Origin of the sequence: Kitasatospora sp. NPDC091276, from assembly GCF_040684355.1 — a bacterium.
Lineage (GTDB): Bacteria > Actinomycetota > Actinomycetes > Streptomycetales > Streptomycetaceae > Kitasatospora.
Genome location: NZ_JBFBFU010000004.1, coordinates 67,406 through 81,389, shown reverse-complemented (window position 1 = coordinate 81,389; position 13,984 = coordinate 67,406). Strand labels below are relative to the sequence as shown.

13 protein-coding genes are annotated in these 13,984 nt (G+C 73.1%); 3 read left to right on the top strand and 10 right to left on the bottom strand.

Going from position 1 to position 13,984, the window contains the following annotated elements:
* Positions 1–204 precede the first annotated feature (204 nt).
* From AB0O19_RS06315 to AB0O19_RS06295, 5 genes are read right to left on the bottom strand one after another with little or no spacing between them, the layout of a single operon-like run.
* Positions 205–1,182, bottom strand: a complete 978-nt coding sequence (locus AB0O19_RS06315) for an oligopeptide/dipeptide ABC transporter ATP-binding protein (RefSeq protein ID WP_363618154.1) — start codon at positions 1,180–1,182, stop codon at positions 205–207.
* Positions 1,179–2,177, bottom strand: a complete 999-nt coding sequence (locus AB0O19_RS06310) for an ABC transporter ATP-binding protein (RefSeq protein WP_363618152.1) — start codon at positions 2,175–2,177, stop codon at positions 1,179–1,181. Before AB0O19_RS06310 ends, AB0O19_RS06315 begins: the two co-directional genes overlap by 4 nt.
* Entirely contained in the window at positions 2,177–3,163 is a 987-nt protein-coding gene (locus AB0O19_RS06305) for an ABC transporter permease (protein WP_363618150.1), read from the bottom strand. Before AB0O19_RS06305 ends, AB0O19_RS06310 begins: the two co-directional genes overlap by 1 nt.
* 31 nt (positions 3,164–3,194) lie before the next feature.
* On the bottom strand, positions 3,195–4,154 hold the full coding sequence (locus AB0O19_RS06300; protein WP_363618148.1) for an ABC transporter permease: 960 nt from the start codon (positions 4,152–4,154) through the stop codon (positions 3,195–3,197).
* 13 nt (positions 4,155–4,167) lie between these two features.
* The gene (locus tag AB0O19_RS06295; protein WP_363618146.1) at positions 4,168–5,919 is read right to left on the bottom strand and encodes an ABC transporter substrate-binding protein; all 1,752 of its coding nucleotides are present in this window, start codon (positions 5,917–5,919) and stop codon (positions 4,168–4,170) included.
* Between the two features lie 213 nt (positions 5,920–6,132).
* On the opposite strand from AB0O19_RS06295, the gene AB0O19_RS06290 reads away from it, so the two are divergent.
* On the top strand, positions 6,133–7,602 hold the full coding sequence (locus AB0O19_RS06290) for an aminopeptidase P family protein (protein ID WP_363618144.1): 1,470 nt from the start codon (positions 6,133–6,135) through the stop codon (positions 7,600–7,602).
* Positions 7,603–7,619: 17 nt separating this feature from the next.
* On the opposite strand, the gene AB0O19_RS06285 is transcribed toward AB0O19_RS06290, so the two are convergent.
* From AB0O19_RS06285 to AB0O19_RS06275, 3 genes are read right to left on the bottom strand one after another with little or no spacing between them, the layout of a single operon-like run.
* Positions 7,620–8,645, bottom strand: a complete 1,026-nt coding sequence (locus AB0O19_RS06285) for a nitronate monooxygenase (RefSeq protein WP_363618142.1) — start codon at positions 8,643–8,645, stop codon at positions 7,620–7,622.
* A 48-nt stretch (positions 8,646–8,693) separates the two neighbouring features.
* Complete coding sequence (locus AB0O19_RS06280; protein WP_363618140.1) at positions 8,694–9,359, bottom strand: response regulator transcription factor; 666 nt, start codon at positions 9,357–9,359, stop codon at positions 8,694–8,696.
* 56 nt (positions 9,360–9,415) lie between these two features.
* Positions 9,416–10,615, bottom strand: coding sequence for a sensor histidine kinase (locus AB0O19_RS06275; protein WP_363618138.1), 1,200 nt, complete (start codon positions 10,613–10,615; stop codon positions 9,416–9,418).
* 164 nt (positions 10,616–10,779) lie between these two features.
* On the opposite strand from AB0O19_RS06275, the gene AB0O19_RS06270 reads away from it, so the two are divergent.
* Positions 10,780–11,856: an ABC transporter permease gene (locus AB0O19_RS06270; RefSeq protein ID WP_363618136.1), complete on the top strand. Its 1,077-nt coding sequence runs from the start codon at positions 10,780–10,782 to the stop codon at positions 11,854–11,856.
* Positions 11,853–12,533 (top strand): ABC transporter ATP-binding protein, encoded by a 681-nt coding sequence (locus AB0O19_RS06265; protein WP_363618134.1) that lies wholly within the window; start codon positions 11,853–11,855, stop codon positions 12,531–12,533. The genes AB0O19_RS06270 and AB0O19_RS06265 overlap by 4 nt, the downstream gene beginning before the upstream one ends.
* 1 nt (position 12,534) lies before the next feature.
* On the opposite strand, the gene AB0O19_RS06260 is transcribed toward AB0O19_RS06265, so the two are convergent.
* Positions 12,535–13,131, bottom strand: coding sequence for a Uma2 family endonuclease (locus AB0O19_RS06260; protein ID WP_363583869.1), 597 nt, complete (start codon positions 13,129–13,131; stop codon positions 12,535–12,537).
* Positions 13,132–13,240: 109 nt separating this feature from the next.
* Positions 13,241–13,951 (bottom strand): GntR family transcriptional regulator, encoded by a 711-nt coding sequence (locus AB0O19_RS06255; protein WP_063346897.1) that lies wholly within the window; start codon positions 13,949–13,951, stop codon positions 13,241–13,243.
* Positions 13,952–13,984 lie beyond the last annotated feature (33 nt).

Genomic DNA, 13,984 nt, shown 5'->3' with positions numbered 1-13,984 from the left:
CCATGAGAACGGCCGGACCATGAACCGGACCGTGAAAACGGTGGAACCCGGTCGGACGCGGCCCTCGTGAGGTTCCCCGCCGCGCCCGACCGGGCGTCTGCGGCGAGGGATCGCGTCCCTCGCCCGTTGGGTGCCGTACCGCCCGGCGTGGGGGCAACTGGGCGGTACGGCGGCTCTGTGTGCCCGGACTCAGACCTCCGGGAATCAGGCCTCCGGGAAGTGGCAGGCCGCCTGCCGGCTACCCGCCCCGGCGATCTGCAGCAGCGGGCGTTCCGTGCGGCAGATCTCCTGCGCCTTGGGGCAGCGCGGGTGGAAGGTGCAGCCGGACGGCGGGTTCGCCGGGCTCGGCGGGTCGCCGAGCAGCACGATCCGCTCCCGCGCGCGCTCCGCCGCCGGGTCGGGCAGCGGGACGGCGGACAGCAGCGCCCTGGTGTACGGGTGCGCCGGGCTGCCGTACACCTCGGCCTTGTCACCGATCTCGACGATCCGCCCGAGGTACATCACCGCCACCCGGTCGCAGACCCGCTTGACCACCGAGAGGTCGTGCGCGATGAACACGTACGCCAGGCCGAGCTCCTGCTGGAGCCGCTCCATCAGGTTGACCACCTGGGCCTGGATGGAGACGTCGAGCGCGGAGACCGGCTCGTCGGCGATGACCAGCTTCGGCGAGGTGGCGAGCGAGCGGGCGATGCCGATGCGCTGCGCCTGGCCGCCGGAGAACTCGTGCGGGTAGCGGTCGATCTGCTCGGGGATCAGCCCGACCAGTTCCATCAGCTCGCCCGCCCGCCGGCGCGCGTCGGCCGCGCCCGCCCCCTGGAGCAGCAGCGGCTCGGAGATGATCCGGGCCACCGTCTGCCGGGGGTTGAGCGAGGAGTACGGGTCCTGGAAGACCATCTGCAGGTGCCGCCGGTGCGGTCGCAGCCGGGCCTGGGAGAGCCCGCCGATCTCGGTGCCGTCGAAGGTGACGGTGCCCGAGGTCGGGTCGAGCAGGCGGACGATCATCCGCCCGGTGGTGGACTTGCCGCAGCCGGACTCGCCGACCAGGCCGAGCGTCTCGCCCTTGCCGACGTCGAAGCTGACGCCGTCGACGGCGCGGACCGGGGCGCCGGGGCGGCCGGTGCGGCTTCGTCGACCGGGGAAGGTCTTCACCAGGTCCCGTACGGACAGCAGGGTTTCGGTCATGGCCGGACTCCTTCCGGCACCAGCGGCAGGTGGCAGGCGGCCTGGTGGCCGGGGGCGAGCGGGCCGAGCTCTGGGCGTTCGGCCAGGCAGCGGGCGTGTTCCTCGGCGGTGGCGGCGTCGGTGCGGGCGCAGCGCGGGGCGAAGGAGCAGCCGGGGGCGGGGGCGATCAGCGACGGAGGGCTGCCGGGGATGGCCCGCAGCGGGGCGTCGTCGGTGTCGTCCAGGCGCGGCAGCGAGTCCAGCAGGCCGCGGGTGTACGGGTGCCCGGGGGTGGCGAACAGCCGGTCCACCGAGGCCTGTTCGGCGGCCCGGCCGCCGTACATGACCAGCACCTCGTGGGCGACCCGGGCGACCACGCCGAGGTCGTGGGTGATCATGACGACGCCGAGGCCTCGCTCCTGCTGGATGCGGGCGATCAGGTCGAGGATCTGCGCCTGGACGGTGACGTCGAGGGCCGTGGTGGGCTCGTCGGCGATCAGCAGTTCGGGCTCGCAGGCGAGGGCCATGGCGATCATGACGCGCTGGCGCATGCCGCCGGAGAACTGGTGCGGGTACTCGTCGACCCGCCGGGCCGGCTCCGGGATGCCGACCTCGGCCAGCATCTCGACCGCCCGCGCGCGGCCCGCCCTGCGGTTGGCCTTGAAGTGCACCCGGTAGTGCTCGGCGATCTGCTCGCCGACGGTGTAGAAGGGGTGCAGGCTGGACAGCGGGTCCTGGAAGATCATCGCGATCCGGCGGCCCCGGACGGTGCCCAGCTCCCGCTCACCGAGCCCGTTGAGCTCCATCCCGTCGAGCCGGATCGAGCCGGTGACGGCGGCGCCGCGGTGCAGGCCCATGACGGCGAGCGAGGTGACGGACTTGCCGCTGCCGGACTCGCCGACCAGGCCGAGGGTCCGCCCGGCCTCGACGGCGAAGGAGATGCCGTCCACCGCCCGGACGACGCCCCGGGACGTGTCGAAGGAGACCCTGAGGTCGTCGACCTCCAACAGAGTCATCAGTACCTCACTCTCGGGTCGACGTACGCGTAGAGCAGGTCGACCAGCAGGTTCGCGGCGACGATGAAGGACGCCGCGAGCAGGGTGACGCCGAGGATGACGGGCTGGTCGGAGCGGACCAGCGCGTCGTAGAACAGCCGCCCGACGCCGGGCAGGCCGAAGATGGACTCGGTGATGACGGCGCCGGCCAGCAGGCCGCCGAGGTCCATGCCGAAGATGGTGAGGATCGGCGTCATCCCGGAGCGCAGCCCGTGCTTGACGGCGACGGTGCCGGGCGGCAGGCCCTTGGCCCGGGCGGTGCGGATGTACGGCTCGGCCATCGCCTCGATCATCGAGTTGCGGCTCTGCCGGGCGTACATGGCCGCGTACAGCAGGGCCAGGGCGATCCACGGCAGCAGCAGGTTGGAGGCCCAGGCGACCGGATCGTCGGTGAACGCGTGGTACGCCGGGTACGGCAGCAGGCCGGCCGTCCGGACGACGCCCCAGATCAGCATGATCGAGGTGAAGTAGACCGGCAGCGACGCGGCGCCGACCGACGCCACCATCAGCGTCCGGTCGGTGAGCCCGCCCTTGCGCAGCGCCGAGGTGACGCCGGCGCCCAGGCCGAGGACCAGCCAGAGCACGGCCGCGCCGATGGCGAGCGAGACGGAGACCGGCAGGCGGTCGGTGAGCAGGTCCCAGACCGGCAGCGAGTACTCGTAGGAGTAGCCGAGGCAGGGGAAGCCGCAGTGGGTGGCGCTGGCGCCGCTGCCGTAGTCGCGCCCGGCGACGATGCCGGTGAGGTAGGTGACGAACTGCTCCCAGACCGGCTTGTCCAGGCCCATCGCCGTCTTGACCTCGGCGACCCGTTCGGGGCTGCAGGTCTTGCCGCAGGCGGCCACCGCCGGGTCGGAGGGCAGCAGGTAGAAGATGGTGAAGGTGATCGCGCAGACGGCCAGCAGGATGCCGGCCGCGGCGAGCAGTCGGCGTCCGAGGTAGAGGATCACGGCCGGCCTCCTCGGGGGTCGGGGGAGAGGGTCACGACCGGCCTCCCCGGGGGTCGAGGATGTCGCGCAGCGCGTCGCCGAGCAGGGTGAAGGCGAGCACGGCGAGGAACAGGAAGACCGTCGGGATCAGGAAGTACGTCGGGTCGGTCTCGTAGTGGACGATGCTCTCGGCGATCATCTGGCCCCAGGACGGGGTCGGCGGGCGCACGCCCACGCCGAGGTAGCTGAGCGCGGCCTCGGTGGCGATCATGCCGGGGACGAGCAGCGTGGTGTAGGCGATGATCGGACCGGAGACGTTCGGCAGGATCTCCCGGGTGAGGATCCGCCAGGAGCGGGCGCCGCCGACCTTGGCCGCGTCGACGTACTCGCGGTGCTTGAGCGAGAGGGTCTGGCCGCGGACCACGCGGGCGATGCCGGGCCAGCCGAACAGGCCGATCACCAGGGTCATCAGCAGGATCCGGTTGACGTCCTTGGCCACCGACATCATCGAGATCATGAAGATCAGGGACGGGAAGGACATGGTGAGGTCCATCAGCCGGGAGAGCACGGCGTCGGTGCGGCCGCCGAAGTAGCCGGCGGCGATGCCGGTCAGGGTGCCGGCGACCACGACCAGCACGGTGGCGGTGAACGCGATCAGCAGCGAGGTCTGGCCGCCGTGCAGGACCCGGGCGAACAGGTCGCGCCCGGTCGCGGGTTCGACGCCCAGCCAGTGCCGGGTGCCGATCCCGCCGAAGTCGCCGATCGGCAGGCCGCCGAGATAGGGGTCGATCGCGCGTTTGTCGAACTCGTCGGGGGTCCAGCCGCCGAGCGTGCTCAGCGGTCCGGCCAGGGCGGTCAGCAGGACCAGGAGGGCGACCGTGACCAGGCCGAAGCGAGCCGAGCCCCTGGCCCACAGCTGGTCCCAGACCAGCCGCCACGGCCCGCGGCCGGCGGCCTTCGCGGGGCCCGCCGCCGCGACCGGCGCGGCGGCGGGCTCAGTGCGTGTGCTCATCGTGGACGGCCCCTCAGCCCTTGCTCTTCGAGGGGTCCTTGAGGCCGATGGTGGCGAAGTCCCACTGGCCGGTCCAGACCGGGTGGCCGAAGGCGCCGGCCACGTTGGTGCCGGCCAGCAGCGGGCGGCGCAGCCAGAGCAGCGGCACGGTGGGCGCCTTCTTCAGCAGGTCGTCGCTGAGCTGCATCCAGGCCTTGTCGGCCTCGGCCACGTCGCTCATCGCGTTGATCTGGTCGATCCGGTCCGAGGTGGCCTGGTCGCGGAACTGCTCGACGTTGCCCTGGTTGCCCTTCTCCTTGATGGTGCGGCCGTCGAAGACCTGGGGCAGGAAGGTGGCACCCGACGGGTAGTCCGGGCACCAGCCGAGGATGGCGAGGTCGGGCGCGTTCTTGGTGTCGCCGATGGTGTCGTAGTAGACCGACGGGTCGGCGGTGGTGATGGTGACCTGGATGCCGACCTTGGCCAGCGACTGCTGGAGCGCCTCGGCCCGGGTCTTGTCACCGGAGGAGACGGTCAGCGAGACCTTGAGGTCGGTCTTGCCGGCGTCCTTGAGCAGCTGCTTGGCCTTCTCCGGGTCGCCGGTCGGGGCGATCTTCAGGGTGTCCTGCTTGGTGCCGCCGGTCAGCGCGGGCGGCAGGTAGGAGGTGGCCACGTCGGCCGTCGCCGGGCCGCCGAACGCCGTGACCTGGGCATCCCGGTCCACCGCGTACATCAGGGCCTCGCGCACCTTGGGGTCGTCGAACGGTGCCTTGGAGGTGTTGGGGTAGAGCATGTCGGTGCAGCCCTGCTGCTCGGCGATCAGCCGGCTCTTCACGTCCGGCTTCGGCAGCACCTTGGAGATCGACTCCGGGCGCAGCGTCGCCCACTCGATCGTGGAGGCGTCCTCGCCCTCGCTCGCGATGATCCGGTCGTCGATCTGACCGGCCTTGAGCCCCTCGACGACGACGATCTTGTCCGGGTAGGCCTTGCGGACGGGGTCGGTGGACTGGTCCCAGTTGGTGTTGCGGACCAGCGTCAGCTGCTTGCCGCGGTCGTAGGTCTCGATCTTGTACGGGCCGGAGGAGAACGGGCGCAGGTCGTACTGGGTGCCCTTGTCCTGGGACTGCGGCACCGGGGCGAAGGTCGGCAGCGTCGCGGTGGAGGAGAACTCGGCGACCGGGCGCTTCAGGTGGAAGACGACGGTCTTCTCGTCCGGGGTCTCGATGCTGGCCAGGTGCTCGCCGTTCAGCGGGCCCTTGTAGTTCTCTCCGCCGGCCAGGTACTGCTGGGCGTAGTCGGGGCCGCCGGTGAGGTCCGGGGCGAAGGAGCGCTCGACGTTGTACTTGACGTCGGCGGACTTGATCGGCGTCCCGTCCTCGTACTTGACGCCGTCCTTGAGGGTGAAGGTCCAGGTCTTCCCGCCGTCGGAGGAGCGGCCGAGGTCGGTGGCGAGGTCGGGGACGAGCTCGCTGCCGGCGGCGCCCGGCTCGGCCTTGAAGGTGACCAGGGTGCGGTAGAGCAGCCGGATGCCGAAGTCCATGTTCGGCATGGTCCAGTTGCGGGCCGGGTCGAGGTGGGCGAAGTCCTGGTTGGACAGGACGGTGAGGGTGCCGCCCTTGACCGGGGTGCCACCGACGATCGAACCGGACTCCGCCCCCGGACCCTTGGTGCTGCCCGCCGCCGCGTCGGCGCCGCTGTCGCTCTTGTCGTTCTTGCAGGCCCCGAGGCCGAGGGTGAGGGTCGCCGCGAGGGCCGCCGCGAGGGCGGCGTGGGTGCGCCTGGTCATGTGCAACTCCGCTGTGGGGGGCCTGCCGTGAAGCCCGTGTCCGCCCCGGGAGGTGATCCGGGGCCCGACCGGGAGGCGACCTTCGAGGTCTGGTCGCTCCGCGGTGTGACCCGTAACATAGTAATGTGAAATTGCACTGCACAAGAGGTGACGCCCCCCGTTACCGAGCTGTGTCCGGGCCACACCACCCCCGCCCCATCTAGGAGTTCACCGGTGCCCCTCCGACAGACCGGCCTCAACACCGGGAGCCACGACCTCCCCGTCTCCCCCGCCCTCGACGCCTTCATGGGCACCCGCTGGGCCGCCACACCCCTCCCCGCCGACCGGCGAGTCCCCGGCCACGACCGCCTCCCCGGCCGCCACACCCGCCTCTCCGCCGCCTTCCCCGGCGAGCGGCTGATCGTCCCCGCCGGCCGGCTGAAGGTCCGCTGCAACGACCTCGACCACCGCTTCCGCCCGCACAGCGCCTACGCCTGGCTCACCGGCCTCACCGGCGAGGACCAGGCCGACCACGTCCTCGTCCTCGAACCGACCGGCCCCCACGGCCACGAGCCGGTCCTGTACCTGCGCCCCCGCTCCCCCCGCGGCCGGCAGCACGCCAACGGCACCGAGTTCTACCGCGACCGCCGCTACGGCGAGTTCTGGGTCGGCCGCCGCCCCGACCTCGCCGAAGCCGCCGCGCTCACCGGACTGCGCACCGAACACCTCGACGAGCTCGACAAACTCCTCGCCGGCCCCCAGCCGCCCACCCGCGTCCTCGCCGGCACCGACCCCCTCGTCGACGAGAGCACCGGACGCCCCGGCGCCCACACCACGCGGGACGGCGAACTCGACGCCGTCCTCGCCGAGTTGCGCCTGGTCAAGGACACCTGGGAGATCGGCCAGCTGCAACTCGCCGTCGACCACACCGTCACCGGCTTCCAGGACGTCGTCCGCGCCCTGCCCACCGCCCTGCGCCACCCCCGCGGCGAACGCTGGATCGAGGGCGTCTTCGACCTGCGCGCCCGCGCCGAAGGCAACGGCACCAGCTACACCACCATCGCCGCCTCCGGCGCCCACGCCTGCGTCCTGCACTGGATCCGCAACGACGGCGCCCTCGACCCGAACTCCCTGCTCCTGCTGGACGCCGGCGTCGAAACCGACACCCTCTACGCCGCCGACATCACCCGCACCCTCCCGCTCAGCGGCACCTTCACCCCCGTCCAGCGGCAGGCCTACGACCTCGTCCTCGCCGCCCAGAGCGCCGGCATCGCCGCGCTGCGCCCCGGCGCCCGCTTCCGCGACTTCCACCACGCCGCCATGCGGGTCATCGCCGAAGGCCTCGCCGACTGGGGCGTCCTGCGCATCCCCGCCGAACAGTCCCTCGCCGAGGACAACGGCCTCCACCGCCGCTACACCCTCTGCGGCAGCGGCCACATGCTCGGCCTCGACTACCACGACTGCGCCAGGGCCCGCGCCGACCGCTACCTCGACGGCACCCTGGAAGCCGGCATGGTCCTCACCGTCGAACCCGGCCTCTACCTCCAGCCGGACGACGAAACCCTCCCCCTCGAACTCCGCGGCCTCGGCATCCGCATCGAGGACGACCTCGTCATCACCCCCGACGGCGCCCACCTCATGTCCCACGCCCTCCCCCGCACCGCCCCCGCCATCGAATCCTGGATGGCCGACCTCCTCGGCTGAGCCCGGGGAGCGGCCGCTCACACCGCCCGTGCCGCCGCCCACAGCTCCGCGATCAGGTCCGCCGCCGGGCCCGTGCGGGCCAGGTGGTGGGCGGTGCCGGCCCAGAGGTGCATGGACTGGAGGTCGGCGCGGCGGGTCGCGGCGGCGCGCAGCGGCTGGGTGAGGTGGTGCACCTCGGGGTAGGCGGGCGGGGCGTACGGGCCGTGGCGGTCGATGAAGGCGTTGCGCAGACCGCGGGCCGGGCGGCCGGTGAAGGCCCGGGTGACGGCCGTCTCCGGGAGTTCGGTGAGCGCCGCCCGGTGCGCGGCCGAGGTGCCGGCCTCGTCGGCGCGCAGCAGGGCCGTCCCCAGCTGCACCGCCGCCGCCCCGGCCCGCAGCGCCGCCGCCACCGCCGGGCCGTCGCCCAGCCCGCCGGCCGCGATCAGCGGCAGCGCCGTCACCGCCCGGACGGCGGGCAGCAGCTCCAGCAGCGGGACGTCACCGGGCTCGTCCCCGATCCGGTGGGTGGCGCGGTGCCCACCGGCCTCCGGGCCCTGCACGCACAGCGCGTCCATCCCGACCGCCTCCGCCGTCCGCGCCTCCGCGGGCGTGGTGACGGTGCCGACCTGGAACGACCCGGCCGCGCGGACCGCCGCCGCCTCCTGCGGCGTCGGCAGGCCGAAGGTGTACGAGACCACCGGGACCGGGTCCGCCAGCAGCACGGCGAGCTTGGCCTCCCAGTCGTCCCGGTCCGGCCCGATCTCCTCGGGCAGCGCCACGCCCCACCGCTCGGCCTCGGGCCGCAGCCGCTCCCGGTAGGCGGCGACGGCCGCCGGATCGCCGGGCGGGGCCGGGACGAACAGGTTCACGCCGAACGGCCCGCCGGTCAACTCCCTGACCAGCGCGACCTGTTCGGCCATCGCGGCGGCGCTCCGGTACCCGGCGGCGAGGAACCCCAGCCCGCCGGCCCGGTTCACCGCCGCCACCAGCTCCGGGGTGGATGCCCCGCCCGCCATCGGCGCGCCGATCACCGGCACGGAAAGTTCATCGAGACGCACGGCCATCGGGGTCCTCCACTCCGGGCAACGGTTCGGACCCGGCCCACCCTACGCTCAGCGGATCAGTCCCCGCCCGCGCGCCGCCCGGACCGCCGCCGTCCGCGAGTCCACCGCCAACTTGGTGTAGACGTGCACCAGATGGGACTTCACCGTGGCCTGGCTCAAGTGCAGCCGCTGGCTGATCTGCTGGTTGGTCAGCCCGTCCGCGACCAGCCCCAGCACCTCGGTCTCCCGCGCGCTGAGCGCCGCCGCCGGCGTCCGCATCCGTTCCAGCAGCCGGTCGGCGACGCTCGGCGCCAGCGCCGAGCGGCCCGCGGCGGCGGCCCGGACGGCCTGGGCCAGTTCCTCCGGCGGGGCGTCCTTGAGCAGGTAGCCGGTGGCGCCGGCCTCCAGCGCGGGCAGGGTGTCGGCGTCGGTTTCGTAGGTGGTGACGACGAGGACCCGGGGCGCGCCCGGCCGGGCGGTGATCGCGGCGGTCGCCTGGGCGCCGTTCATGGCCGAGCCTGGCCCGAACTGGAGGTCCATCAGCACCACGTCGACCCCGCCCGCCGCGGCCAGTTCGACGGCCCGTTCGGCGGTCGCGGCCTCGGCGGCGATGGTGAAGTCCGGCTCGCCCTCCAGGACGGCCCGCAGCCCGGCCCGCACCACCGGGTGGTCGTCCGCCAGCAGCAGCCGGATCACCGCGCCGCTCCCGCGCCCGCCGTCACTGCGCTCGTTCACGCCCTGACCTCCGTCACTCCGTCCGTTCACGCCCCGCCCTCCGTCACTCCGCCCGTTCACGCCCCGCCCTCCGTCACCGGCAGCTGCACCGCGAGCGCCGTGCCCCCGCCGGGCGCCGACTCCACCGTGAAGGTGCCGCCGAGCGCCCGCGCCCGGGCCCGCATCGACGGCAGCCCGAACCCGCCGTCCCCTCCGCTGCGCCCGGCGACCGCCGCCGGGTCGAATCCGGCCCCGTCGTCGAACACGTCCAGCGCCACCTCGCCCTCCATGTAGCTGAGCGTCACCTCGGCGTGCGAGGCGTGCGCGTGCCGGACGGTGTTGCCGAGCGCGGACTGCGCGATCCGCAGCAGCGCGACCTCCTGCGGCACCGGCAGCCGTACCGGGTCCCCGGAGACGTGCAGTTTCACCGGCAGGCCGCTGTGCGCCGCCGTGGTGGCGCACAGCCGTTCCAGCGCGACCGGCAGCGGGTCGCCGTCGAGCGCGGGCGGGGTGAGCGCGCGGACGAACCGCCGGGCCTCGTCCAGGTTGTCCTGGGCGGCCTGCCGGGCCTGCTCGACGTACCCGGAGGCGGCCTCGGTGCGTTCCGGCAGGGCCCGCTGGGCGGCCCGCAGCAGCAGCTGGATGGAGCTGAGGCTCTGCGCGAGGGTGTCGTGGATCTCCCGGGCGAGGCGCTCGCGTTCGGCGAGCACCCCGGCGGTGTGGTGGGCGGCCGCGGCGTCGGCGCGGGCGGCGGTGAGTTCGTCGATCAGCCGGCGGCGCTCCTCGCTCTCCCGGTACAGCGCCTGGTAGCCGAGCACGGTGGCGGTGGCGACGGCCGCGCCGAGCGCGGGTCCGATCGCGGCGGGCAGGCTGAAGGTGTGCTGGTGCCAGGACCAGGCGGCGATGGCGGTGGCGGCGGTCAGCCCGACGGCGGTGAGGCCGCCGCGCCGCCCGAGCAGGTGCAGTTCCAGGAAGTACAGCGGGAACGCCAGCCACACCCCGTCCTGGGTGGCGATCAGCACGCCCACCCAGGTGACGCCGAGCAGCGCCAGCCACAGCGCGGCGGCCCGGCGCGAGCGGCGGACGGCGGCCAGCCGGGGGCCGACGGCGTACACGGCGGCCATCGCGGTGGCCGCGGCGGCGACGGAGACCGGGTCGCCGTCCCGGCCGACGGCGGCGCGGGCGACGGCCAGGGCGAGCAGGCCCGCCACGAGCAGGTGCAGGCAGACCTGGAGGACGCGGGCGACGGGGGTGGTGCGGGATCGTTCGGTCGCCATCAGTCCAGCCTAGGTTCCGAACCGGGCCCCGGCATCAATCAAAAGGTTGAACTCCGCTTCTGCCCTTTGATGCCGAGGATGCAATCCGCGGTGCGATGCCCGCAGGGCCCCTTCTCCGGGACGGTGGAAGCGTCGGAAACACTCGTTCAGCAGGAAGGCCCACCGTGTTCGTCGCCTGGAGGGATCTGGGGTTCGCCAAGGGGCGGTTCGCCCTGATGGGGACCGTCATCGTGCTGATCACCGTACTGGTCGGTCTGCTGTCCGGACTGACCGCCGGACTCGGCCGGCAGAACATCTCCGCGATCACCGGCCTGCCAGCCGACCACCTGGTGTTCGGCAAGCCCGCCGACGGGCAGAAGCTCTCCTTCACCGACTCCCAGGTCACCCCCGAGCAGTGGCAGGCCTGGGCGGCCGAGCCGGGCGTCACCTCCGCCCAGCCGCTGGGCATCACCACCACCAAGGCCGCTGCCGGCACCCGCACCACGGCGCTGTCCGCCTTCGGCGTCCCGGACGGCTCCGCGCTGGCCCCGCAGGGCGCCCGGATCGCCCCCGGCCAGGCCGTCCTGTCGAAGACCGCCGCCAAGAACCTGGGCGACCTCACCCCCGGCGCCGACTTCACCCTGGCCGGCCACCGCCTCCGGGTCGCGGCCGTCGACGGCGACGCCGCGTACAGCCACACTCCGGTGATCTGGACCAGCCTCGCCGACTGGCAGCAGGCCGTCCCCGGCGGCTCCGGCCACGCGACCGTCATCGCGCTCACCACCGCCAAGGGCGCCGACCTGCACGGCGCCGACGCCCGTCACGGCACCGAGACCCTCACCCGCGACGACGCCCTCGCCGCGATCGGCTCCTACACCTCCGAGAACGGCTCGCTCCAGCTGATGCGCGGCTTCCTGTTCGCCATCTCGGCCCTGGTGATCGGCGCCTTCTTCACCGTCTGGACGATCCAGCGCAGCGGCGACGTCGCGGTGCTCAAGGCCCTCGGCGCCTCCACCCGCTACCTGCTGCGCGACGCCCTCGGCCAGGCCGTCCTGTTGCTGGTGCTCGGCACCGCCGTCGGCACCGCGCTCGCCCTGGGCGCCGGCGCGCTGATCCGCTCCGCCGTCCCCTTCGTCCTCGACGCGCCGACCCTGCTGCTGCCCGCCGCCGTCATGATCGCGCTCGGCGCGGTCGGCGCCGCCCTGTCCATCCGCCGGATCACCTCCGTCGACCCGCTGACCGCCCTGGGGAGTGCCCGATGAGCCTGACCCTCGACCGCATCACCCTCACCTACCCGGACGGCGACGGCCGGCTCACGGCGCTGGACGACGTGTCGCTGACCGTCCCCAAGGGCTCGATCACGGCCGTCGTCGGCCCGTCCGGCTCCGGCAAGTCCAGCCTGCTGGCGGTCGCCGCCACCCTGATCACCCCGGACTCCGGCCGGGTCGTGCTGGACGGCACCGACACCACCGGCCTCGGCCGCGCCGAACTGACCGCGCTGCGCCGCACCCGGATCGGCATCGTCTTCCAGCAGGCCAACCTGCTGCCCTCGCTCACCGCCGTCGAACAGCTCCAGGTGATGGCCCACCTGGACGGCCGCTCCCCGCGCACCGCCCTCCCCCGGGCCCTGGACCTGCTGGCCGCCGTCGGCCTGCGGGACCAGGCCGCCCGCCGCCCGCACCAGCTCTCCGGCGGTCAGCGCCAGCGCGTCAACATCGCCCGCGCGCTGATGAACGACCCCACCGTCCTGCTGATCGACGAACCCACCAGCGCCCTCGACCACGAGCGCGGCGCCGCCGTCCTCGACCTCATCACCGACCTCACCCACCGCCGCGCCACCGCCACCGTCCTGGTCACCCACGACCGCACCCACCTGACGGCCGTCGACCAGATCGCCGAAGTCCACGACGGCCGCCTGACAGTGCCCGCGGCGGCCTGAGCTACTTCTTCGCCGCCAGCACGTCGTCCACCGACAGCGTCACCGCCGCCCCGATCGACTCCGGCAGGGTGAACGACTGCCCCGGGTGGTGGACGGCGTGCACGCGGTACTCGCCGTCCTGCGGGTCAGTGAGCACCATGACCCGCTGGTTCGTCCGGTCCACGATCACGTAGACGGGTACTCCAGCGGCGGCATAGACGAAGGGCTTCCGCTTCAGGTCGTCGCTGAGGTTGGACGACGTGACCTCCAGCACGAGCCGGAAGACCGCCGGGTCGTAACAGTTGTACTCGATCAAGTGGTCATCGATGTCGGCATCGACGATCGCCAGGTCGGGAACGGCGTAGTCCGACGGCCCGTCCGGCAGCCAGATGCCAACGCCCTGAATGACGTCGACCTCATCCCCGTCGAGGCCGGCGGCGAACAGCACACGCATGAGGCGGCTCAGTGACTTGCCGTGCGAAGCATTCGGCGGCGGCGTCACGGTGATCTGGCTCCCGACGATCTCGACCCGGTGCCCGGCGAACTGGTTGGAGATCAGCTCGGCGACCTCGAGCAGCGTCGGCTGCTCGATGGGCTCTTCCACTGCTGCGGCGGACATGGATTTCCTCCTGGCTGCCGATGTCGAGAACATCATCGTAGGGCGCGAACGCATTCCGACGCCCGATCCCCAGTCTTCACCCGAACGGGCGGTTTAGCCCCGGCTAGCCCTACCGCGCCCGCAGCTTCAGCGCCGGGCGGGCCTCCTCCGCCGCCTCGTCCTGCCCCGCCCACAGCGAGCGGACGTGGCTGAGGTGGCGGGTCATGCAGGCCTCGGCCGCCTCGGCGTCGCCGGCCAGCATGAGGTCGAGCAGTTCCAGGTGCTCCTCCGCCGAGGAGGTCAGCTCGCCGCGCTCGTCGAGCCGGTTGAGGCCGTACAGCCGCGAGCGCTTCCGCAGGTCGCTGACGACGTCGACCAGCCGGGCGTTGCCGGCCAGCCCCAGTAGGTCCAGGTGGAACTGCCGGTCGGCCTCCAGGTACCCGATGAGGTCGTGCTTGCGCGCGGCCGCGACGATCTCCTCGGCCTGGGGGCGCAGCCGCTCCAGCTGCTCCTTGGTCGCCGTGCGCGTCACCCGGCCGACGGTGGGGACCTCGATCAGGGCGCGGATCTCGGTGTAGTCGTCGAGGTCACGCTCGGTGAGCTCGGTGACCCGGAAGCCCTTGTTGCGGACGGCCTCGACGAGGCCTTCGCGGGCGAGGTCGAGCATGGCCTCGCGGACGGGGGTGGCGGAGACGCCGAAGTCGGCGGCGAGCGCGGGTGCGGAGTAGACGACGCCGGGGCGCAGTTCGCCGGAGATCAGGGCTGCCCGGAGCGCGTGGGCGACCTGGTCGCGAAGCCGCTCCTGTACGGAGATCAGGGTGCGGGGTTTGAGGTCGGCCATGGTGTTCCTCCGGGTGGGTGCAGAACACCAGCG

What these genes read in the sequence shown, in the direction of transcription:
- AB0O19_RS06315 (WP_363618154.1), bottom strand. Translation starts at nt 1,182, where the DNA reads ATGACCGAAACCCTGCTGTCCGTACGGGACCTGGTGAAGACCTTCCCC.
- AB0O19_RS06310 (WP_363618152.1), bottom strand. Translation starts at nt 2,177, where the DNA reads ATGACTCTGTTGGAGGTCGACGACCTCAGGGTCTCCTTCGACACGTCC.
- AB0O19_RS06300 (WP_363618148.1), bottom strand. Translation starts at nt 4,154, where the DNA reads ATGAGCACACGCACTGAGCCCGCCGCCGCGCCGGTCGCGGCGGCGGGC.
- AB0O19_RS06295 (WP_363618146.1), bottom strand. Translation starts at nt 5,919, where the DNA reads ATGACCAGGCGCACCCACGCCGCCCTCGCGGCGGCCCTCGCGGCGACC.
- AB0O19_RS06285 (WP_363618142.1), bottom strand. Translation starts at nt 8,645, where the DNA reads ATGGCCGTGCGTCTCGATGAACTTTCCGTGCCGGTGATCGGCGCGCCG.
- AB0O19_RS06275 (WP_363618138.1), bottom strand. Translation starts at nt 10,615, where the DNA reads ATGGCGACCGAACGATCCCGCACCACCCCCGTCGCCCGCGTCCTCCAG.
- AB0O19_RS06265 (WP_363618134.1), top strand. Translation starts at nt 11,853, where the DNA reads ATGAGCCTGACCCTCGACCGCATCACCCTCACCTACCCGGACGGCGAC.
- AB0O19_RS06260 (WP_363583869.1), bottom strand. Translation starts at nt 13,131, where the DNA reads ATGTCCGCCGCAGCAGTGGAAGAGCCCATCGAGCAGCCGACGCTGCTC.
- AB0O19_RS06255 (WP_063346897.1), bottom strand. Translation starts at nt 13,951, where the DNA reads ATGGCCGACCTCAAACCCCGCACCCTGATCTCCGTACAGGAGCGGCTT.